Raw genomic sequence first — 22,615 nt, 5'->3', positions numbered from 1 at the left:
TCTATGCGACGCCTCTACCGCAGTTTCCGCAGCTTCGATCGCCCCAGCCAAGTGCTGATGGTCAACCAGTTCACCATCAATCTCGGCTTCTACATGCTCATGCCCTACCTCGCCGCCTACCTCGCCGGCCCGCTGGCCCTGGCCGCATGGGCAGTGGGCCTGGTCCTGGGGATACGCAACTTCTCCCAACAGGGCATGTTCCTGATCGGGGGAACACTCGCTGACCGCTGGGGGTACAAACCGCTCATCATCGCCGGATGCCTGATGCGGGTCATCGGATTCGTCCTACTGGCCCTGGCCAGTTCGCTGCCCGCGATCCTGATCGCCTCGGCGGCAACGGGATTCGCCGGGGCGCTGTTCAACCCCGCCGTACGGGCCTACCTGGCCGCCGACGCCGGTGAGCGCCGGATCGAAGCATTCGCCGTGTTCAACGTCTTCTACCAGGCCGGCATCCTGCTCGGGCCGCTGGTCGGACTAGCCCTGACCGCCCTGGACTTCCGGCTCACCTCTCTCTGTGCGGCAGCAGTTTTCGCGGTCCTGACCCTCGTGCAGATCAAAGCGCTACCCGCAACAACACCAGCCCCAAGCAACACCTCAATCATTCAGGACTGGCGCAGCGTCGTACGTAACCGGCGATTCCTGCTCTTCGCTGCGGCGATGGCCAGCTCTTACGTGCTGTCCTTCCAGGTCTACCTCGCCCTGCCCCTACATGCCGACCGCATAGCAGACAACCCCACCCTCGCCACCAGTGTTGTCACCGCAATGTTCGTGGTGACCGGTCTGGTGGCCATCGCCGGACAGCTACGCATCACCACATGGTTCGGCAACCGCTGGGGCAGCACCGGCAGCCTGAGCGTGGGAATGACACTGATGGCTGCAGCTTTCCTGCCCCTAGTCGCCGGCACCGCAACGCATCAGCGCAACATCGCCCTCAACATCGCCGCACTGCTACTCACCGCAGCTCTGCTCGCCGCCGCCACCGCAGCAGTGTTCCCATTCGAAATGGACACGGTGGTGGGACTGGCCCGCGGCACGCTTGTCGCCACCCACTACGGGCTCTACAACACCATCGTCGGGATCGGGATTCTGCTCGGCAACGCCGCGACCGGGTGGCTGTTCAGCGCGGCCACCACCCGCGACATGCCCGAACTGGTGTGGATCGCTCTAGTCCTCACCGGCATAGCGGCGGCGTCCGCCCTGTTGATGTTGCACCGCCGCGGATGGCTCAGCGTCTCCGCCCCCACCGAAGCTCAACCCACCTCCACCCATTGATTACCCTAGGGGGGTAGGGTATAAAGGTGGTGTGGCGAGACGCCACAGCGACAGACCCCCAAGGTCGTCGGCACCACTGCTGTACCGAAAGGGCACATCTCATGAGCACATCGACAGTGATCGTCTCCGGAATGACGTGTGGGCACTGCGCGTCGTCGGTGCGTGAAGAAGTCGGAGCACTGGCCGGCGTGACCGACGTCGAGGTCGACGTGGCCAGCGGGCAAGTCACCATCTCTAGCTCGGCCCCGATCGAGCCCGACGCGATCCGCGTCGCGGTCGAAGAGGCCGGCTACCACCTGGCGCAGTAGCCGACGAGGGGCTGAAGTGTCTGCCCACTGGCGACTTCAGCCCCTCCCCGGGCGGCGTGTGTGTCGCCACCACCGATGACAGGAATCCAGCGATGAATGTTCCAACCAAGCTCGGCGTCTTCGCCGCGGCCCTGCTGATAGTTTTCGCTGCGGCGTACGCCATCGCCGCTGGTGTCGCGTCCGACAGGGCGTCGACGTCCCCGGCTGAGTCCGCCCATGCCGATCACAATGCTGCACCACAGTCGCGAACATCCGCCTCGTCTCCGGGTGCCGATCAGGTTCGCGGGGTTTCGCTGGCAGCAGGCGGCTTCATCCTGGGGAATGTGGTGGCACCCCATGCGTCCGGGGTGCAGGCTCCATTGAGCTTTGAGATCCTCGATGCCGCCGGGACCGCGGTCACCGACTTCGCCACCGAGCACGACAAGCAGCTGCACCTGATCGTCGTCCGCGCGGATGGCACCCACTTCCGACACGTGCACCCCACTCTCTCGCCCGAAGGGCGCTGGACGCTGCCCTGGCAGTGGGCGACGGGAGGCAGCTACCGGATCTACGCCGACTTCGTGCCCGCCGCCACCGGCCAACCCCTCACCCTCACCAGCACCGTCGAAGTCAGCGGTGACTACCAGCCGGCCCCACCCACCGCCGAATCACGACAGTCATCCGTCGACGGGTTCGACATCGAGCTGGCCGGTCATCTGCGCGCGGGCGCCGAGTCCGAACTGACCGTCACCGTGCGCCGAGCAGGACAACCGGTTACCACCCTGCAGCCGTATCTGGGCGCTTTCGGTCACTTGGTGGCCCTGCGTCAAGGCGACCTGGCCTACCTGCATGTTCACCCTGAGGGCGTGGCACCGACCGCCGGTCAACTCGCGGGACCACAGGTCCGCTTCGCCACCACCGCCCCCACCCCGGGCCGCTATCTGCTCTACCTCGACTTCCAGGTCGACGGCGCTGTGCACACCGCCACCTTCGTTCTCGATGCCCCCACCGGCACCCCTGCCCCGACACCTGACTCCACGGCCCCCTCGGTCGATCCGCACGCCGGACACTAACTCGCTGACCAGCGCCACCCCGGGGCATTGCGCCGAGGCATTCACCCAACGAGGAACTCCCCCATGACCACCTCAGCTCCGATCCACCCACCTGCGGCCACCGCCGAGCAGACAGGCGCCGTCGATGTCGAACTCGCCGTGTCGGGCATGACGTGTGCATCGTGCGCGGCACGCATCGAACGCACACTGAACAAACTCGACGGAGTGAGCGCCTCGGTGAACTACGCCACCGAAAAAGCTCACGTCAGCGCACCCGCCGGTGTCGACCCACACCTGCTGATCGAGACCATCGAACAGGCCGGATACCACGCTGCGCTGCCCGCCACTCCCACCAAAGGTGCCGCCCCCGACGATGACCCTTCGGACGACGACGGGGAGCTCGTGGCCTTGCGTCACCGACTGATCGGTGCGGTGGTTCTCTCGGTACCGGTGATCGCGCTGGCAATGGTCCCGACGTTGCAGTTCACCTACTGGCAGTGGGCGTCGTTGACGTTGGCCGCGCCAGTGATCGTGTGGGCGGCATGGCCGTTTCATCGCGCCGCGTTGCTCAACCTGCGCCACGGTGCGGCCACCATGGACACCCTCATCTCGGTCGGCACCACCGCGGCGCTGTTGTGGTCGTTGTATGCGTTGTTCTTCGGCACCGCCGGACAACCAGGCATGACCCACGGATTCACCCTGACGGTCAGCGCTTCTGACGGTGCAGGCAACATCTACCTCGAGGTCGCCGCGGGGGTCACGATGTTCGTCCTGGCCGGCCGATACTTCGAGAAGCGGTCCAAACGGCAAGCCGGTGCGGCGTTGCGGGCCTTGTTGGAGCTGGGCGCCAAAGACGTCACAGTGATCAGGGACGGCCACCAGCATCGGATACCGATCGGCGAGCTCGCCGTCGACGACGAGTTCATTGTGCGGCCCGGCGAGAAGATCGCCAGCGACGGTGTGGTGGTGTCTGGCACCTCGGCAGTTGACGCCAGCATGGTCACCGGCGAGTCGATGCCAGTCCAGGTCGCCCCCGCCGACACCGTGACCGGCGGGACAGTCAACGCCGGCGGGCACCTGCGGGTGCGGGCGACCCGCGTGGGGGCAGACACCCAACTCGCGCAAATGGCCGCGATGGTCGAACGCGCCCAGACCGGCAAAGCCCACGCCCAGCGACTGGCCGACCGGATCTCAAGTGTCTTCGTGCCGGTGGTCATCGCCGTCGCCATCGCTGTCCTCGGCGCGTGGATCGGCGCCGGCTATCCCCTGCAAGCGGCGTTCACCGCCGCGGTCGCTGTGCTGATCATCGCCTGCCCCTGCGCTCTGGGACTGGCCACCCCGACCGCACTTCTGGTCGGTACCGGCCGCGGAGCCCAACTCGGCATCGTGATCAAAGGCCCCGAAGTCCTCGAATCCACCCGAACCGTCGACACCGTTGTCCTCGACAAAACCGGCACGGTCACCACGGGACAGATGACACTCGTCCAGGTCACCACTGCTCCCTCCACCACTCGCGAAGACGTGCTCGCCCTCGCTGGAGCGGTGGAGAATGCCTCCGAGCACCCCGTCGCGGCCGCCATCGCTGCTGGTGCAGCCGCCGAAGTCGGGCCGCTCGACGAGGTCGACGACTTCCGCAACTTCGAAGGTCGAGGCGTGCGCGGTCTGGTCCAGGGACGTGTGGTCACCGTCGGGCGTCCGACGCTGCTGGCCGAACACGGCATCGCCGTGGATGACCCTCACCTCAACGAGGCGCAGACCGCCGCCGAAGAAGCCGGACAGACCGCCGTACTCGTCGCCTGGGACGGCCGCGCCCATGCGGTCCTGGCGGTCGCCGATGCGATCAAACCCACCAGCGCACACGCCATCGCCCGGCTCGCCGCACTGGGTATGACGCCCATCCTGTTGACCGGCGACAACCAGACCGTCGCCGATGCCGTGGCCGCTGAGGTCGGTATCGACACCGTCATCGCTAACGTCTTGCCGGCCAACAAGGCCGCCGTCATCACCGACCTGCAATCCGACGGCAAGGTTGTGGCCATGATCGGCGACGGCGTCAACGACGCCGCTGCCCTGGCCCACGCCGATCTCGGGCTGGCGATGGGCACCGGCACCGACGCCGCCATGCATGCCGCTGACATCACCCTGGTCCGCGGCGACCTCAACGCTGCCGCCGACGCGATCGCCTTGGCACGCACCACTCTGAAAACGATCAAAATGAACCTGTTCTGGGCATTCGCCTACAACGTCGCCGCGATACCGCTGGCCGCGCTGGGACTGCTCAACCCCATGCTGGCTGGGGCCGCCATGGCGTTGTCCAGCGTGTTCGTCGTCAGCAACAGCCTGCGGTTACGCGCCTTCACCAGCCCGCCCCACTCATCGTCCACAACTCCATCCACCAACCCCTCGACGTATACCCCCCAGGGGTATAAGGTGACGGTATGAACGAGCACTCCTCCTCCGAGCACTCTTCCCCTGAGCACGTCGGTCACGACGCCGCCGATGAACGCCACCACGGCCAACTCGCCGCAGCGTCACACAACCACCACGATCACCATGCTGAGCGCGCCCGCGCAGACCATGATCACGCTGGGCATGGGGGGCATGGTGATCACGTCGGGCAGTTCCGGCGGCTGTTCTGGATCATGCTGGCCCTGGCTGTGCCGGTCGTGGCCTTTTCGCCCATGTTCGCGATGCTCATCGGCTATGACCTACCCGATGGTGAGGTGTTGAAGTGGGTCTCACCGGTGCTGGGTACGGTGATGTACTGCTGGGGTGGGCGGCCGTTCCTGGTAGGCGCCTATTCAGAACTGCGGTCGCGTGCACCGGGAATGATGCTGTTGATCGCCTTGGCGATCACGGTGGCCTTCGTGGCGTCCTGGGGTGCGAGCATCGGTGTGTTGCACCACGAACTGGACTTCTGGTGGGAACTGGCGCTGCTCATCGTGATCATGCTGTTGGGGCATTGGATCGAGATGCGGTCGCTGGCCCAGACAACTTCGGCCCTGGACTCGCTGGCCGCGCTGCTGCCCGATGAGGCCGAACGCGTCGATGGCGACCAGATCACCACGGTTGCTCCCAGTGAGCTGCAGGTCGGAGATGTGGTGATCGTGCGCCCGGGGGCCAGCGTGCCGGCCGACGGTCGCGTCGTAGACGGCTCGGCCGAGCTCGATGAATCCATGGTCACCGGAGAATCGCGCACGGTGCGCCGCGGCATCGGCGATCAGGTGGTGGCCGGCACGGTGGCCACCGACTCGGGGCTGCGGGTCCAGATCACCGCCACCGGCGATGACACGGCGCTGGCCGGGATTCAGCGCCTGGTGGCAGACGCGCAGAACTCCACCTCCCGCGCCCAGCGGCTGGCCGATTCCGCTGCAGCGCTGCTGTTCTGGTTCGCGCTCGGCTCAGCGATCATCACGGCCATCGTGTGGACGGTCATCGGCCAACCCGACCAGGCGGTGATTCGAACCATCACCGTGCTGGTCATCGCCTGCCCGCACGCACTCGGCTTGGCTATCCCCCTGGTGGTGGCCATTGCCACCGAACGCGCCGCCCGCGGCGGCGTGCTGGTTAAAGACCGGTTGGCACTTGAGGCCATGCGCACTGTGGATGCGGTGCTGTTCGACAAGACCGGAACCCTGACCAAGGGTGAGCCCACGGTCATCGAGATCGCGGCCGCCGACGGCGTCGATGAGGACACCGTGCTCGCCCTGGCCGCCAGCGCCGAAGCCGACAGTGAGCACCCGTTGGCGCGAGCGATTGTCGCAGCTGCCGGAGACCGCGCGCGGCCGGTGCCGGCGGCCACCGACTTCACCTCGTCACCGGCGGTCGGTGTGACCGCTCGCGTCGAGGGCGCCACAGTGCGGGTGGGCGGGCCCCGCATGCTCGAGGAACAGGGCCATCAGGAACTGGCCATCGCTGATCGCTGGCGCGCCGACGGCGCAATCATCCTGCATGTCACCCGCGACACTGAGCTGATTGGAGCTCTCAAACTTGCTGATGAGGTGCGCGGGGAATCCCGCCAAGCCGTCGAGGTGCTGCACGCCCGCGGGGTCGAGGTTGTGATGATTACCGGCGACGCCGAAGCGGTCGCGCACACCGTCGCTCACGACCTCGGTATCGATCGGGTGTTCGCCGGTGTACGCCCGGAAGACAAAGCCAGCAAGGTGGCCGAACTGCAGCACGAAGGACGCAAGGTGGCGATGGTGGGCGACGGCGTCAACGACGCCCCCGCCCTGGCCCAGGCCGATGTGGGCATCGCGATCGGGGCCGGCACCGACGTCGCGATCGCCTCGGCCGGGGTCATCCTCGCCAGCGACGACCCCCGCTCGGTGCTGTCGGTCATCGAGCTGTCGGACGCCAGCTACCGAAAAATGAAGCAGAACCTGTGGTGGGCAGCGGGATACAACCTGATCTCGGTACCGCTGGCCGCCGGAATTCTCGCGCCCATCGGGTTCGTCCTGCCGATGTCGGTCGGAGCGATTCTGATGTCAGCCTCGACGGTCGTGGTCGCACTCAACGCGCAACTGCTGCGCCGACTCGACCTGCACCCAGGCGCGAGTACAGTGCGTGCACTGCAGCACAACCGACCGAGATCCATTGAGAAGGTGAGTCCATGACCACTGCCTCCGCCCCGGGAAACTCCTCCGCACCGGAACACTCCTCCCACGGTTACATCAGCGACAAGGGCAAATACCTGGCCCGGCTCAAGCGCATCGAAGGCCAATCCCGAGGTATCCACCGGATGGTCGATGAGGAGCAGTACTGCATCGACATCCTGACCCAGATCTCGGCGCTGACCAAGGCACTGGAGGGGGTGGCGCTGGGCTTGCTCGACGACCACCTCACCCACTGCGTGCTCGATGCCGCCCACGCCGGCGGCGACGAGGCACAGGAGAAGATCGCTGAAGCCTCGGCGGCCATCGCTCGCCTCGTTCGTTCCTGACCCACCACACCGCGCTGGCTCGTCACAGGCGTCGTTCGCCGACCCACTGGGGCACCACCGGCCCCGGCGCGGGGGCGTCGGCATCAGCGGCCATCGCCAGAACCACCCCACGATCGGCCAGCCACTGTGCCGGATCGACGTTGACTCCCGTCGGATCGAGAACCTCGAAATGCAGATGCGGGCCGGTCGACACCCCACGGTTGCCCACCGTGGCGATCGATTGCCCCATCCGTACTCGCGCGCCCTGCTCGAGCAGATTCTCGTCGTTGTGGCCGTAGGTGGTGATCGTGCCGTCATCGTGCCGGATCCGCATCCACAACCCGAACCCCTCAGCGGGTCCGGAGGTGATGACCTCCCCGTCAGCCACAGCGACAATCGGCGCACCCAGATCATTACCGATATCAATGCCCTGATGGCCCCGTCCGTCACCGAAGGTGGACGTGATCTCACCCGCAGTCGGCGCCACCGCACCGCCACTACCGGGCAGCAGCGGCGTCGGCGTTCCGGGTTCCTGCGGTTGGGGGCCATGCGGCTCGTTCGGATCGTGCGGCACGATCGCGGCGATCAGGGTGGCCACCAGCCGAGCCAGCGGTAACGCGTCGATGATCCGGAACCCGTCTATCGGATCAATGAGCGAAAACGTGCCGAAGCACTGCAGCGCGGCCACACTGCCCGCATCGCCGACACTGCCCGACTGGGCCTGAGCGCCCAGGCAGGACGCCGCCTGCGTGATCGGCTCCCCCAAACTCGCCGCTGCAGCACCACCCAATGCGGCCTTCACCGAGTCCTGCACGATCGCGATCAACTCCCCGGCCACATGTCCATCGGTCGAGGCCGCCGCCGGTGCGGTGGCGATCACAGGCGCAACGCCCACACACACCGCCACCGCCACCCCCAGCGCCTTGGGGCCCCACCGCTGCCCCGCCTTGACCCGTAGCGATGTCAACACCATCTGCATGCGGTCGCACCTTTCCCGCGGACGTCGTAGACCCACGCACGAGTGCCATGCGTGTACCCGCGAGATCACACCACAAGTCACTTGTGCCCCACCAGTCACACAACATCCCGCCACGAAGCGAACTAATCGGGCATTAGCGGCGTTGTTTGCGCAGTTCACCGCCCGTTTTGTGGGTGCCGGGCAGGCGACTAACTACTATCGGTGTTAGTAGAATTGTTATGGAAGCGCCGCCGGGCGGTGGCGAAGTATCACCCTTGAGGAGGAGATCGATGAGAGCCACACGAACCGGTGTCGTCGTTGCTGCCGCGGCGGCTGTTCTGACAGTGGTGGCCGCGTGTTCGGACACCTCGACTGAGGATCATTCCTCGATGTCGGGGATGGGTACCAGCACGGTCAGTACCGAATCGTCAGCGGCGGCCACTGCCGAACACAACAGCGCGGACATCTCGTTCGCCCAGCAGATGATCCCGCACCACACCCAGGCGATCATGATGAGCGACATCCTGTTGGAGAAGGACAACATCAACCCCCAGGTCGTCAGTCTGGCCCAGCAGATCAAAGACGCTCAGCAGCCTGAGATCGAGCAGATGCAGTCGTGGCTGGAGCAATGGGGAGCCCCACTCGAGGGCCAGGGGCACAACATGGACATGGGTACGTCGATGGCGCCGGGTTCCTCCCCGATGCCGTCGATGATGGGCATGATGTCGCCAGAACAGATGCAGCAGCTACGCGACGCGCAAGGCGCCGAGGCGTCGCGCCTGTTCCTGACGCAGATGATCGAACACCACCGCGGCGCCATCGCCATGGCCAAGACCGAGATTCAAGACGGCCAATCGCCCGAGGCGATCGCTCTGGCACGTCAGATCGTCACTGATCAGGAGAGCGAAATTGCGAGGATGCAGCAGCTTCTCAACAACCCCTAGCGGTCGGACCTGCCCGGGTCGGTCTCGGCTACACACACATCGCGATCACCATCGCCGCGACGACACCGGACACCGCTAGCGTGGTCGGTACCGCCACCACACCAGCCACCGCCGCGGCGGCACCCACATGATGACGTCGCGACCGGCACCGGTGACCGGAGTCCAAGCGGCTCAGCCGCGGCCCCACGGACGACGAATCGCTGATCGACAACACACCCACCGGGCCCGCTACAGGTCCCGAACGGGCCAACGTTCCCAACGCCGAGCAGACCGCCCGCGCACCCACCAGCTGGGCGGCGCGGGCATCGGCGGCTTGCTCGACCAAGCCGGCGACCTCACGGCCCGCGCGGCTGAACAACGGAATCAGCGGGAACGCACGCCCGAGAGCGCGGGCCGCCAACACCACGGTGTGATGACGTTGCCGCCGGTGTGCGCGCTCATGGGCAACGACGGCATCGAGTTCCTCACCGGACAACGCCGCCTGTAACCCGGTCGTGGCGGCAATGCCGGCATCCTTGCCCGGCAGACAAAACGCCATCGGCCGCCCGTCGGCGAGCCACCACACGTCGGGATAGCGCTCACTGCGGGCGCCCACCAACCGCAACGACTGCAGATACTCCTCACGAGCACCACGCATCCGCACCGCCGATCGCACCGCGATCGTCACCGCTCGGACAATCGCTGCCCCGGTCACCACCGCCAGCACGCCACCGGAGATCGCTTCCACCCGCGGGGATGCGCCGTGTGACAACACCCGCAGACACGACACCACCTCGGACAACGAATGGATGCCGAAATGGCCGGGAACCGCCAGCGTCACAACAGCTCCCACCCACAACATCGCAAACACGACCTGCGCGGCCGGCCAGGCCACCAACACCCAACGAGCATCGATACGGCCCTGCACCCGAACCATCCATCGAGGCCACAACCAGCCCAGCACACCCGCGGCAACAACTAACACCACCGCTGCACTCATGGATGCTCACCCATCGTTCGCCTCGATCCTCGACGCCCCGCCGTCGTGCTCGCTGAGACCCACACTCAACACACCTTCCCGGCGACCCACCACCTGCACCACCAGCCAGTATGCCCCAGAAGTTCGTCGGTGACGCCGCAACTCAGGCACCGACCGCGCCGCCAATTACTAGGTTTTATAGTAGTTAGTTGACGCGGGTTGACCCGGCCTGCGCGTACCAGTCCGAGGAATGCGCCGTGACCGAGAACCCGAAGGAGACGCACTCGCCCCCCGACGACCACCGTCGTCAGTATCTGCATGCCATGCGAGACGTCTACCGAGCACCCACGCCATACTCGACCCACCAGTTTTTCCACCGCGCCCACCACCTCAGCGTCACCTCGAACCGACGCCGCCACCTCGCCGCACACATCGGTCTCGTCCGCCACCTCGCTGCGATCGGCGACCTCTCCGGGGCACGTCACCACCTCGGCAACGTCCTCATCTCCCTCGTCCTCCAAAAGCATTGCGGCCAAAAGCCTTCACAGCCTTCCACCCCCATCCAGAAGTCGTGACCACGACACCCCCAGAGGGTTAGGGCGGCTCCTACCCGGTCTCGCCACCACCCCGATCACCACACCACCCACGCCCGAACTCAGTCCTACCCACACGAAAGTCCTAGCCGCTTGCCTGCCTCAAACCCGTCCAACCGCACCGCTGCGGTCGTCCTCGCAGTCATCGCCACGCTGATTGTGCTAACCGGCTGCTCCACCCGGGAACAACCCACATCCCCACCACCGTCGGCAACCTCAGCAGAGAGCGCAACACTGACCCCAGAACTCGACCACCTCCACGCCCTGCACATCCGCGCCGACGGCACCATCCTCGCCGGAACTCACACCGGCGTAATCGCCCTCACCGCAGATGGAACCACCAGCCGGGTCGGCGTCTCCGACGACGACTTCATGGGACTGGCCGGGGTAACCGGCTCTGATCGGATCTTCGCCTCCGGCCATCCCGGCCCGCGGAGCTCGGCACCCAACCCGCTGGGACTCGTCGCCAGCGAAGATGGCGGGCGGGGGTGTCAGATGGTCTGTGTAAGTCCAGTGCTCATCAGTGAGAGGAAGATCTATGAGCATGGCGTTAGACGACAAGCAGCAGGGCCACGACGATCATCAGTTGCCTGAGCTGGCCGAGCCACGTTCGACTGCGGAGGTGGCCGAGGCGTTGGCGGCTTCGGGCATGGTCGATGAGTTGTTGGCCCAGATCGATACCGGGCAGGTTCAGATCACCGGGGACGGTGGCCTAATTCCGGGTCTGATCAAACTCGCCCTCGAACGTGGGCTGAAAGCCGAACTGACCGATCACCTCGGCTATGACAAGGGCGACCCGGGCGGTCGGGAACTGCCGAATGCCCGCAACGGGTCGACCCCGAAAACGGTCGCCTCCGAAGCCGGTCCGGTCGAGCTGAACGTCCCTCGTGACCGTGACGGCACGTTCACCCCACGTCTGGTCCCCAAGGGGTCGCGCCGGCTCGGTGGCCTCGATGACATCATCATCTCGCTCTATGCCGGCGGCATGACGTTGCGCGATATCCAACACCACCTCGCATCCACAATCGGCACCGATCTGTCCCACGAGACGATCTCCAAGATCTGCGACGAGGTCCTCGACGCGGTCGACGAATGGCAGAACCGGCCGCTGGAGGCGCTGTACCCCGTCATCTATCTCGACGCGTTGGTGGTGAAGGTCAAAGACGGCGCCCACGTCCGAAACAAACACGCCCACATAGCGATTGGCGTCGACATGGCCGGTATCAAGCATGTGTTGGGGATCTGGATACAGGCCGAAGAGGGCGCGAGGTTCTGGGCCGGGGTGTGCGCGAATCTGGCCAACCGCGGCGTCAAAGACGTGCTGGTCGTGTGCTGTGACGGGCTCACCGGATTCCCCGAGGCGATCGAGGCGACCTGGCCGCTGGCCACCGTGCAGACGTGCGTGGTGCATCTGATCCGCAACGCGATGCGGTTCGTCAACTACAAAGACCGCAAGGAGGTGGCCCGGGCGATCAAACCGATCTACACAGCCCCGGATGTCGAGGTCGCCCGCCTCGAGTGGGAGGCCTTCCGCGACTCGGAGTTGGGTGTCAAATACCCCAGTGCAGCACAGGCTTTCGACCGGGCGTGGGACCGTTTCATCCCCTTCTTGGCGTTCCCACCCGAACTGCGCAAGGTCATTTACACCACGAACTCGATCGAGTCGCTGAACTATCAATTACGTAAGGTCATCAAGAACCGCGGCCATTTCCCGAATGACGTCGCGGTCCGCAAGCTGCTGTGGCTGGCGATCTGCGACATCGAGGACAAACGCGCCCGGCAACGCGAGAAGGAACGCGGCAAGCCCGCCGCCACCCGCAAAGCCCCCGGACGACTCGTCGAGGGACAGGTCGTGACGAACTGGAAACAGGCCCTCGGCCAACTCGCCCTGGCCTACCCCGACCGCATCGAACCCCACCTCACCTAAACCGCAACAGCAAGCACACAAAAATCAGGAGTCACGTTCTTACACAAACATCTTGACAAGCTCTGGCGGGCAGACATGGACACCGAGATCGGTGGCCGGCGACATCGACTTCCACGCGCTCGCCACCAACGGACAACTACTCGTAGGCTTCGACGGAATCAACGGCCTGCTCGTATCGACCGATGACGGGAGAAGCTGGACCCCCGGCGCGCCCCTGGCCGCAGCAGCACTCGCGATCACCGACCGCGGCGTATGGGCGACTACCCCAGATGGCCTGCAACACAGCACCGACGACGCCCAGACCTTCACAACCGTTCCCGATGCGCCGGCCCTAGCTCTCCTGGCGGCCGCACCCGATGGCACGCTCTGGGGCATCGACACCGCCGACACCGTCTGGCGCAGCCCAGACGGCACACACTGGGAACAACGCAGCACCATCAATAGTGTCAACGCGCTGGTCGCCAGAAACGCCGAAAATGCATACGCCGCAAACGAACAATTGCTCTACACGCTCAGCTAACGGACTCGTGTGGAGCAACGAAGGAAGGAGGCGACTCAGATCCGGACGCGCTTTTGATCACGTCCACTCCACCCACTCCACGAGCAGGATCTGACAGACGGTGGCACCCGGCCGACCTGGGTGGTCACTCTCGACCACCTGACGGCACCCAGAAACGCCACGTCTTCGAAGACGTCACTGTCGTTATCGATGAGACGAGCAGCCCCGACTACCCCACGAACTTGCTGCGCGTGTCACAGCTGCGTGAGCACACCGAACCCGCGACCTCAAAGATCGCCTTGGGCGGGGACGGTTATCGAAGGCCGCCGGCTTCGGGCTGTGGATGCGAGTGCTGCAAGACGACGGCACGATCGGCGTGTATGGGCACATCAGCGAGACACTGGTGAGCGTCTGGCAGCGAGTCCTGGCCGGCGCGCAGATCGCAACGGTAGGAAACCGCGGCTACTCCACCGGCCCACACCTGCACTACAAGGTGTGGCAGCAAGATGGACCCAAACTCGATCCTGCACCGTGGTTGAGAACCCGGGGAGTCTACGTCGTCGGACGACCCGCCTTATCGGCGCGCGGGAGGTATGAGGACGAGTGGTCCCGCAGGTGTCGCGAGAGTTGTCGCACCACGGCCTCGACGTCGGCGAGCGGTGGCGAACACGCATCGGCGGGGACTACCTGTGGGGTGTCGCCACACGGCAATAATGAGGTCGACGTGACCGCTCGGCGGTCGCCCACCACGAAGACGTTTCGAACCTTCTCTCGCGCTGTGCAGCGGGTAGAGGAGCGCACAGCATTCAACTACTATCGTGGATAGTAAACCTAGTCCAGGCGCCGAGTGAGAGGGTTCGCCACAATCGATGGGCCGCGTAAGAAGGACTCGAGCTATCGAAGAGCCACGTGATCTCTTGGCGGCTTACGGTGCGCAGCCGCAGTGCTCGAGCGCTCGTGGATGCCGCGGGTCGGTCCGGGCAGGTATTCCGCGACTGCTGATGCTCGCAGCCTTGACGGCTGTGGTGATGTTATTGACCTCGTGCAGCTCAACCGGAGGCGCCTACAGCAACGAGATTCAGGCCGTTGACAGCTTCGCCGACATCGCACAGCCTTCCATTGCTGTGGCCACCGAAGGTGGCGGTCGACTCGCGCCCAACGCGGTTGTCGAACCTGGGCTTCCTATTGTTGTCACGGCCAGCCGCGGCGCGTTGACAAACGTCCGTATCCCCACAGCCAGCGGCCGTCCCTTGGCGGGCTCACTGAGCGAGGACGGCTCAACGTGGACAAGCACCCAACCCCTGGGATATTCGAAGCGGTATTCCGTTCAAGCCGAGGCCGTGGGCGTGGGCGGTCGATCGGTCGTCTCGCAGCGCTTCACCACGACCTCACCGGAGTCACTGACCAGCGCTGCCATCCTCGGCGAGAAAACCGTCGGGATCGCCCACACAGTCGGGGTGCGGTTCGCCGATCCCATCCCCGACCGAAAGAAGGCACAGGCGGCGATCACCGTGTCGTCTGACCCCCAGATGCGGGGTGCGTTCTATTGGATCAGCGACTCCGAAGTCCGGTGGAGGCCCGAACGCTTCTGGACGCCGGGCACCAAAGTCAGTGTCGCCGTCAACATTTACGGAGTCGACCTCGGCGACGGGCTCTACGGCGACGAGAACTTGTCCTACGACTTCACGATTGGCCGAGCTCAGGAAATCGTTGCCGACGACAACACCAAAACGATAGTCGTCAAACGAGACGGCAAGGTCATCCGCACGATGCCGACCTCGTTCGGCAAAGACAGCACTCCGACGCCCCGCGGTATCTACATGATCGGAGATCGCGTCGAGCACATCATCATGGACTCGTCCACCTACGGAGTGCCTGTCGAGTCCGCAGCGGGATACCGCACACCCGTTCAATGGGCGGTGCAAATGTCCTACAGCGGCATTTACATGCACGGCGCACCGTGGTCGATGTCGGCGCAAGGCAGCAGCAACGTCAGCAACGGTTGCCCAAACCTGAGTCCCACTGACGCGGAATGGCTCGTGAAGAACACCCTGCGCGGTGACCCCGTCACGGTCAAGAACACCAACGCCGACACACTGCCGGGAGTTGATGGACTCGGCGATTGGAACATCCCGTGGCCACAATGGAAGAACGGCAACGCAGACACCTAGGCGCCCCCGCCTGGCTGGAGTTCGTCGACGCTCAGCACGTTCTTCCGACCATGCACGGCCGGGGCGAGTTCACGACGTGAATCGCCCCGGGTTTGCTGGAGGCTCGGTTAGTTGGTTCCGGCCTCTGCTGGGACCGGGTTCTCACGGTAGCTGGTGACCGTGTGGGCCGCCCAGTAGGCGGCCTCGTACTCGACCGGCGGGACGTGTCCGATCTCGCCGTGCAGACGGCGGTGGTTGAACCACTCGATGTACTCGGCGACCGCGATCTCGACGTCGCCGACACCGCCCCACCCGCTCTTCGGGCGCATGATCGGGTTGCGGATACATTCCGCCTTGAATAACGAGTTGAACGCCTCGGCCATCGCGTTGTCATACGAATCACCCTTGGAGCCAACCGAAGTCACCGCTTCAGCTTCGGCGAGACGCTCGGTGTAACGAATCGCTCGATACTGCACTCCGCGGTCCGAGTGGTGAATCAGTCCGGCCACATCCTGGCCGGCACGATCACGCGCCCACAATCCCATGTCTAAGGCGTCCAATGCGAGGTCGGTGTGCATCGTGGTCGAGACCTGCCAGCCGACGACCACGCGCGAGTACACGTCGAGGATGAACGCCGCGTACACCCACCCGGAGTGGGTGCGGATGTAGGTCAGGTCCGCCACCCACAAGGTGTTCGGCGCCTCGGCGGTGAACTGCCGGCCGACTCGGTCGGCCGGTTGCGGGGTTTCGGCGCCATCGCTGCGGGTGGTCCTGCGTGTCTTCAACCTCGGTATCCCTTGCAGTCCATCGGCTTTCATCAATCGTTCGACAGTGCAGCGCGCCACGTCGATATCCTTTCTGCGTAGTTCGGCGTGGACCTTGCGGGCACCGTAGACGCCGAGATTGTCGGCGTGCACGGTGCGGATCTCGCCGAGCATCTCCCGGTCACGCACCGTGCGTGGCGCCTCGGTCTTGTTCGCACTCAGGTGGGCTCGTACCGTGGACGGAGCGATCTGGGCGGCCGTGTCGCGTAGGGCCGCGCAGATCGGATCGACTCCGTGTTCGTCGCGAGAAGCGGCGACGAACTCCACGATCAACGCTGTGGGCGGTCGATCTCCGCGGCAAAAAAAGCCGACGCCTGCTTCAAGATCGTGTTCGCCCGCCGCAGCTCGCGGTTCTCCCGCTCGAGCTGCGCGATCCGCTCGGAATCGCTGCTCGTGGTACCCGGCCGCTGCCCGCCATCGATTTCGGCTTGCTTGACCCAGGTGCGTAGCGCCTCCGGGTGCACACCGAGTTGATCGCCGATCCGTTTGAACGCTCCCGGCCGTGTGGCCGGGTCCTTGCGGGCTTCCACCGCCATCCGCGTCGCTCGCTCCTTCAGCTCAATGCTGTACTTCCGAGGTGCTGCCATGCTCTCCATCCTTCACAGGTTCGAGAGCCTCCGACGAACCCGGGGCGGTTCAACGGGCTCACCCGCTCACTGTCTCAGGCGCTTCTCGCGGTGTACAGAACTTCGCTCGAATGCAGCACACCACCACTCGCGACGAGTGCTACTACCGGTCACCCACTGAGCCAGGGGTTAATTCACGAGGGCCGTTGGTCAGTCATGTCGAGACCCTGTGCGGGCGAACCGGTGCCGTGAGGATCAACATCAATAACGAGCAGCGGCGGCATAGCGTCCGTCGGTACTACCTGTGCGAGGCGAGGCTGATCTGGCCGCGTGGGACGACAACCACGCCGCGCGCCGTTCGGGTCTTCTTGGCCGATCCCGGCGTTCGTTTGGCCGGCGGACCGTGCACGGAGTGTCGTCAGAGACGTCAACCCGCACTTCGCCACCTTCGGTGCCAGCTCCCTTGCGGTTACCAACATTCTCGCCGACCCGCACGTCGACACCATCGACGACGACCCTACGGTCGATCCACCGCGCTACCTCTGATGGCCGAGCATTTCGGAGAGGACCCTAAAGACCTTGTTGTTGATGCGGTCGATGACCGGTGCGGCGATGGGCTAACCCCACTTTCCGGCTTCATGAACCGCCCCGGGTCTGTCGGAGGCTCTCGAACCTGTGAAGGATGGAGAGCATGGCAGCACCACGCAAGTACAGTGAGGAACTCAAGGACCGGGCCACCCGGATGGCATGTGAAGCGCGACAAGATCCCGATTCGTCGAGAGGTGCGATCAAGCGGATCGCCGATCAGCTCGGAGTCCATCCCGAGGCGTTGCGCAATTGGGTTCGTCAGGCCGAGATCGACGGCGGGGTCCGCCCGGGCACCACGAGTGAGGACGCTGACCGCATCGCGGCGTTGGAGCGGGAGAACTGTGAACTGCGGCGAGCGAACACGATCTTGAAGCAGGCTTCGGCTTTCTTTGCGGCGGAGATCGACCGCCCACAGCGCTGATCGTGGAGTTCGTCGCGGCTCACCGCGATGAACACGGAGTCGATCCGATCTGTGCGGCATTGCGCGATACGTCCGCCCAGATCGCTCCGTCCACGGTACGAGCCCACCTGAGCCCCCAGAAGACCGAGGCGCCTCGTGTGGTGCGTGACCGGAAGCTCCTTACCCAGGTCCGCGCGGTGCATGCCGACAACCTCGGCGTCTACGGTGCCCGCAAGGTGCATGCCCAATTGCGCAGACAGGGCCAAAGTGTTGCCCGCTGCACCGTCGAGCGATTGATGAAAGCCGATGGGCTGCAAGGGATAGCGAGACTCAAGACACGCAAGACCACGCGCAGCGAGGGAGCTGAAACACCCCGGCCGGCTGACCGGGTCAACCGTCAGTTCACCGCGGCGGCACCGAACGCGTTGTGGGTGGCGGACCTGACCTACATCCGCACCCACTCGGGCTGGGTGTACGCGGCGTTCGTCCTGGACGTGTTCTCGCGGATGGTCGTCGGCTGGCAGGTCTCGACCACCATGCACACCGACCTCGCCCTCGACGCCCTGAACATGGGATTGTGGGCACGGTCGCGTGCCGGCCACGACGTGGCCGGGCTGATCCACCACTCCGACCGCGGAGTGCAATACCGAGCCATCCGCTACACCGAACGACTGGCCGAAGCCGAAGCGGTGACATCTGTTGGCTCCAAAGGGGATTCATACGACAACGCGATGGCTGAGGCGTTCAACTCGCTGTTCAAAGCCGAATGCATCCGTAACCCCGTGATGCGCCCGCGAGGCGGCTGGGCAGGTGTGGGCGAGGTCGAGATCGCCGTCGCTGAGTACGTCGAATGGTCACGATATGCAGGTGATCTCGGCGTGTCTGCTGGTGATAGCTACAGGGCAGGCGGACCCTCGACTCGGGAGGTGCGTGGTGTTCGATCCCTGTCTGGTGCGCGGCGCAAGTACCGGCGGCCGAATGGTGTCACTCGGGCACGAGTTGGTTGACGACTATCTCGAATTGGTTGCCACGCGGGCGCGACCGAACACAGTCCTGGCGACCGCCTACGACCTGAAGGTGTTCTTCGAGGTCGTCGACCGAGAACCCGAGAAGGTCAGCGTCGATGACGTGCTCGACTTCCTCAAGCAGCAGCGTCAGCCGCGTCGGGGTGCGACGGTCGTACGCATCGAGGACGGCGAGCAGGGATTGTCGGCGCGCACCATCAAGCGCCGGTTGTCCAGCATCGCCGGGCTCTACGAGTATCTGCGAATCCGTGGTGTCGTGACGGCGAATCCCGTGCCGCGAGGACTAGCGACTCGGAGTCCGGGCCGGGCAGTGCGGGGAGTTCCGTTGATCCGGGCGCCGCGGACGTTGCCACGGGTGCTCGATCCCGCGCAAGCCGACGCATTCGTCGCGTCATTGCGCACGGACCGTGACCGGGCCATGGTGGCCGCGATGCTGCTCGGCGGTCTGCGACGCTGCGAAGTCCTCGGACTCGGGTTGAACGATCTCAATCCTGGTGAAAGACGGGTGTTTATCGCCGAAGGAAAGGGCGGGCATCAGCGAATCGTGCCGATCTCGACACGCTTCTTCACCGCGGTCACCGACTATCTGAATCGGGAGCGTCCACAGGATACGGCCACCGATCGCCTGTTCGTCGTGCTCAAGGGTCCCCGTCGCGGGCAACCACTCAGCGCCGCCGGACTCGACGAGATCATCGCCGGCGCGCGGCGCCGTGCAGGCATCGAGCAGCTGACGTGCCATCAGTTGCGGCACACCTGTTTTACCCGGCTACGCGAGGCCGGGATGGCGTTGGAAGCCATCCAGTCCCAGGCTGGCCACCGCTCGATCGAGTCGACTCGGATCTACCTACACCTGGCCAACGACTGGCTCGCCAGCGAGTACCGACGAGCAATGGAAGCCATTGATGCCCAGAACCTTTCGGAGCAATGATGGCCGCGGCCGCCGATTTGTCCGGCAACGACGCACACATCGTCGCCAGCTACCTCGCGGCGATGCGCGCGGCAGGACTCAAGACCGGGCGCTCCACGACACAGGCAGCCGAAACCTGCCAGAGGCGAGTGAGTCGCGCCGGCGGCTGGCATTGCTTGACCTCGCCGCAGCGGCTCGAGGTCGTCGGGAAAGCGCGCTCATTCGCGTCCTGGCTGATGGTCACCGGGCAGCTGCGTGCCGATGCCGAGTTGATCAGCTCGCTGAATCTGCATCTGGGATACGCCGCACGTTCCCACTGCCCGCAGGACTACCGCTGGTTTCTCGAGGCGTGCGAGACAGTCGAGATCAGCGGCTCGCGGATCACCGGCCAGTGGAATCTACTGGCCAAGATCTCCGCGATGACCGCGACTCCTCCTGCCGCAGTGGGTGATACAGAGTTCTTCCCGGCTCGCGAAGCGCTCCTGGCGAGCTACCGGATGCGGGGACTGCCCGAGGCCGGCCGCAACCTCGCGGGTATGTTCAACCAGCTCCAGCTGACCCTGTTCCATGCCGAGAAACTGTCCACCTGGCGGCGCCCGTCGAACCATCAGCCAGTCGCGACGACCGGTTGGGCGACGATCACACACGGTTACGCGACCACCGCTCGCCGCTACATCGAGCAGGTCACCCTGAGCCTGCGACCCAATACGGTCACCGGCATCGAACACGACCTGCGGCGCTTCGGTTCGTGGTTGACCGACACCCACCCACAGATCGCGAATTGCGCTGAGCTGCAACGCGTTCACATCGAGGAGTTCAAGAAGTGGCTGTCCACCACACCCACCCCACGTACCGGGAAACCGTTGAACCGGGTCAGCATCAAGAACGCTCTGATCAACCTGCATTGCTTCTTCGACCGGATCACCGACTGGGACTACCCGAACGCACCGGTGCGTCCGCTGGTCTTCATCGGGGACCTACCGATCATCGACAAGCCACTGCCCAGATTCCTTGACGACGGGGCCGCCACCAAACTTCTCCGCGCCGCCCGCGCAGATACCGACCCCCTGTCCCGTCTGATCGTCGAATTACTCGCCCGCACAGGCATCCGCATTAGCGAACTACTCGGACTGACCACCGATGCCGTGGTCCAGATCGGCACAGCCTTCTGGCTACGAATCCCATTGGGCAAGATGCACAATGACCGCTACATACCACTACACCCCCAACTCAAAGAACTCCTCGACGACTGGATCGACAACCACCGTCCCACCGGCATCCGCACCAGCCGGCTGCTCGTCGAGAACCACCGCCCGATCACCAGCCACCGAGTGACGGCCGCGCTCGACCGGCACGCCGAAGCCGCCGGGATCGGACATGTCACCGCTCACCAACTGCGCCACACCCTCGCGACCCAGGCCATCAACCGGGGCATGTCGCTCGACGCCATCGCCGCTCTGCTCGGCCACAAAACGCTCGCCATGACCATGGTCTACGCCCGCATCGCCGACAGGACAGTGGCCGAGCAGTACTTCTCCGTCACCGAAAAGGTCGAAGCACTCTACGACCAGCCGCCACACCTTCCCGACACCGACGAAGGCTCCGAGATGCGCAAGCTCCGCGCCGAAATGCACCGCCGCATGCTCGGCAACGGATACTGTGCCCGGCCCGTCGACATGGACTGCCACTTCGAATCGATCTGCGAATCCTGCAGCTTCTTCGTCACCACCATCGAGTTCCGTCCCACCCTCCAAGCCCAACGCGACGACGCCGCACACAAGGGCCAAGTTGGCCGAGCCAAGGTCTTCGACGGACTCCTCGAACGACTCGACACCGACGCCTCATGACCGGCTCTTGACGCCGATCACCCACATAAGTTCAACCACCGCCGCCTGCACGGCGAGATCGGACACGTTCCGCCCGTCGAGTACGAGACCGCCTACTGGTCGACCCACCCGGTCACCACCGTTGCGACTGGTTTGTGGTAGCGAGTAGGTGGGCCAGTTCCCTCGATAGGTCATCGCAGTCTGCGCTCCGGTCCAAACACCTCCGCCCCTTGAGGGAGTGAATTTGAAGCATGCGGTGACCCACCCGTTCGTTGCTGCCTGAGCTGGTGCTGCGACAACAACTGTTCCTATCCCTACTCCGACAAGGATTGTTACAGCGACGATTGCGTTGCGAATTCTTATCTTGAGATTGTGCATGGGGGTATTCCTCACAACGAATATCTGGATACGTGCGGAAAGTGATTAGTCCAAGAGCTGAGCGTACGATGCTCAAACGGAGCAACACCAGCCTGACCGCTCGGCTCTACTGCGCTGGGAGTCTTAAACGTGTTGGCAGAAAGTAATCTCGCTGAATCTCTACGGTATCGATTGGGAGGCAGGATGAGCTCTTCCAGCTGTGTCTTCCAACAGGAGCGTCGGCAGGTCGTTCTGCTGCTCGATGCCAGCGCCACGGCCGAAACGGCGTCGTCCCGTTGGGCATCGTCGCGCTCGCGTACACGGGAGATCGATTGCGTGGTGAATCAAGTGGAACAACGTGCGGGCGGAGGAATCACGGCCCACCTCCTCTGTGTGTGACTTGCAGCACATTACCTGATGGGGCATCATGAAGTCTCTCTAGTAAGGCAAAGAAAGTTATGTATCGCTGGTTTTCGATGACGCGCGTCGTATGTCCTTAGCGACTCACAGTGCATCACCTCTACAAGAATCAATTCGCGCTCGCGACACGTGTGACGTCAA

At 64.6% G+C, this 22,615-nt stretch carries 15 protein-coding genes, 4 pseudogenes and 2 other annotated features; of the genes and pseudogenes, 16 read left to right on the top strand and 3 right to left on the bottom strand.

Annotation, left to right across the window (positions count from 1 at the left end):
• Positions 1–3 precede the first annotated feature (3 nt).
• The 6 genes from GBRO_RS12920 (at position 4) to GBRO_RS12895 (ending at position 7,553) form a co-directional block, all read left to right on the top strand.
• A complete protein-coding gene (locus tag GBRO_RS12920; RefSeq protein WP_012834384.1) occupies positions 4–1,272 on the top strand; it encodes an MFS transporter in 1,269 nt (422 codons plus the stop codon).
• Between the two features lie 101 nt (positions 1,273–1,373).
• A complete protein-coding gene (locus GBRO_RS12915) occupies positions 1,374–1,580 on the top strand; it encodes a heavy-metal-associated domain-containing protein (RefSeq protein WP_006438347.1) in 207 nt (68 codons plus the stop codon).
• 92 nt (positions 1,581–1,672) lie between these two features.
• A complete protein-coding gene (locus tag GBRO_RS12910) occupies positions 1,673–2,632 on the top strand; it encodes a hypothetical protein (protein WP_012834383.1) in 960 nt (319 codons plus the stop codon).
• A gap of 63 nt (positions 2,633–2,695) precedes the next feature.
• The gene (locus GBRO_RS12905) at positions 2,696–5,053 is read left to right on the top strand and encodes a heavy metal translocating P-type ATPase (RefSeq protein WP_012834382.1); all 2,358 of its coding nucleotides are present in this window, start codon (positions 2,696–2,698) and stop codon (positions 5,051–5,053) included.
• Positions 5,050–7,227, top strand: coding sequence for a copper-translocating P-type ATPase (locus GBRO_RS12900; RefSeq protein WP_012834381.1), 2,178 nt, complete (start codon positions 5,050–5,052; stop codon positions 7,225–7,227). Before GBRO_RS12905 ends, GBRO_RS12900 begins: the two co-directional genes overlap by 4 nt.
• The gene (locus GBRO_RS12895; RefSeq protein WP_006438343.1) at positions 7,224–7,553 is read left to right on the top strand and encodes a metal-sensitive transcriptional regulator; all 330 of its coding nucleotides are present in this window, start codon (positions 7,224–7,226) and stop codon (positions 7,551–7,553) included. Before GBRO_RS12900 ends, GBRO_RS12895 begins: the two co-directional genes overlap by 4 nt.
• Before the next feature lie 22 nt (positions 7,554–7,575).
• Here GBRO_RS12895 and GBRO_RS12890 read toward each other — a convergent pair whose 3' ends face one another.
• Complete coding sequence (locus GBRO_RS12890) at positions 7,576–8,511, bottom strand: M23 family metallopeptidase (protein ID WP_012834380.1); 936 nt, start codon at positions 8,509–8,511, stop codon at positions 7,576–7,578.
• A gap of 269 nt (positions 8,512–8,780) precedes the next feature.
• Here GBRO_RS12890 and GBRO_RS12885 point away from each other — a divergent pair, with 269 nt between their 5' ends.
• Positions 8,781–9,434 (top strand): DUF305 domain-containing protein, encoded by a 654-nt coding sequence (locus tag GBRO_RS12885; RefSeq protein ID WP_012834379.1) that lies wholly within the window; start codon positions 8,781–8,783, stop codon positions 9,432–9,434.
• A 28-nt stretch (positions 9,435–9,462) separates the two neighbouring features.
• Here the strand turns inward: GBRO_RS12885 and GBRO_RS12880 are convergent, their stop codons facing one another.
• Positions 9,463–10,413, bottom strand: coding sequence for a M56 family metallopeptidase (locus tag GBRO_RS12880; RefSeq protein ID WP_012834378.1), 951 nt, complete (start codon positions 10,411–10,413; stop codon positions 9,463–9,465).
• Positions 10,414–10,649: 236 nt separating this feature from the next.
• Here GBRO_RS12880 and GBRO_RS12875 point away from each other — a divergent pair, with 236 nt between their 5' ends.
• The 6 genes and pseudogenes from GBRO_RS12875 to GBRO_RS12855 all read left to right on the top strand — a co-directional run bounded on the left by GBRO_RS12875 (position 10,650) and on the right by GBRO_RS12855 (position 15,582).
• Positions 10,650–10,967 carry a hypothetical protein gene (locus GBRO_RS12875; RefSeq protein WP_010844644.1) on the top strand — a complete coding sequence of 106 codons (318 nt, stop codon included), beginning with the start codon at positions 10,650–10,652 and terminating at the stop codon, positions 10,965–10,967.
• Between the two features lie 111 nt (positions 10,968–11,078).
• A pseudogene (locus tag GBRO_RS27020) lies at positions 11,079–11,471 on the top strand (F510_1955 family glycosylhydrolase); the annotation flags it as partial.
• Positions 11,472–11,523: 52 nt separating this feature from the next.
• Entirely contained in the window at positions 11,524–12,912 is a 1,389-nt protein-coding gene (locus tag GBRO_RS12865; RefSeq protein ID WP_012834377.1) for an IS256 family transposase, read from the top strand.
• A gap of 61 nt (positions 12,913–12,973) precedes the next feature.
• Positions 12,974–13,432, top strand: a pseudogene (locus tag GBRO_RS12860) (WD40/YVTN/BNR-like repeat-containing protein); the annotation flags it as partial.
• A gap of 301 nt (positions 13,433–13,733) precedes the next feature.
• Positions 13,734–13,976, top strand: a pseudogene (locus tag GBRO_RS27015) (M23 family metallopeptidase); the annotation flags it as partial.
• 436 nt (positions 13,977–14,412) lie between these two features.
• On the top strand, positions 14,413–15,582 hold the full coding sequence (locus tag GBRO_RS12855) for a L,D-transpeptidase (protein ID WP_012834376.1): 1,170 nt from the start codon (positions 14,413–14,415) through the stop codon (positions 15,580–15,582).
• Positions 15,583–15,689: 107 nt separating this feature from the next.
• Here GBRO_RS12855 and GBRO_RS12850 read toward each other — a convergent pair.
• A protein-coding gene (locus GBRO_RS12850) for an IS3 family transposase (protein ID WP_370452859.1) occupies positions 15,690–16,972 on the bottom strand; the annotation gives its coding sequence in 2 pieces (ribosomal slippage) (positions 15,690–16,690 and positions 16,690–16,972; 1,284 coding nt in all).
• Positions 16,566–16,694, bottom strand: a sequence feature (AL1L pseudoknot). It overlaps the preceding gene by 129 nt.
• Before the next feature lie 670 nt (positions 16,973–17,642).
• Between GBRO_RS12850 and GBRO_RS27735 the strand changes: the two are divergent.
• The 3 genes and pseudogenes from GBRO_RS27735 to GBRO_RS12820 form a co-directional block, all read left to right on the top strand.
• Positions 17,643–18,793 (top strand): annotated as a pseudogene (locus GBRO_RS27735) (IS3 family transposase); the annotation flags it as partial.
• Positions 17,921–18,049: a sequence feature (AL1L pseudoknot), on the top strand. It overlaps the preceding pseudogene by 129 nt.
• Positions 18,794–18,872: 79 nt before the next feature.
• Positions 18,873–19,892 (top strand): tyrosine-type recombinase/integrase, encoded by a 1,020-nt coding sequence (locus GBRO_RS12825; protein WP_227892819.1) that lies wholly within the window; start codon positions 18,873–18,875, stop codon positions 19,890–19,892.
• Complete coding sequence (locus GBRO_RS12820) at positions 19,889–21,718, top strand: tyrosine-type recombinase/integrase (protein ID WP_115311697.1); 1,830 nt, start codon at positions 19,889–19,891, stop codon at positions 21,716–21,718. Before GBRO_RS12825 ends, GBRO_RS12820 begins: the two co-directional genes overlap by 4 nt.
• The last annotated feature ends 897 nt before the right edge of the window (positions 21,719–22,615 follow it).

The organism is Gordonia bronchialis DSM 43247, assembly GCF_000024785.1.
In the GTDB taxonomy this organism is placed as follows: Bacteria; Actinomycetota; Actinomycetes; order Mycobacteriales; family Mycobacteriaceae; genus Gordonia; species Gordonia bronchialis.
Note: the sequence above shows the minus strand (reverse complement) of the source record. Positions and strands in the feature narration are given on the sequence as shown.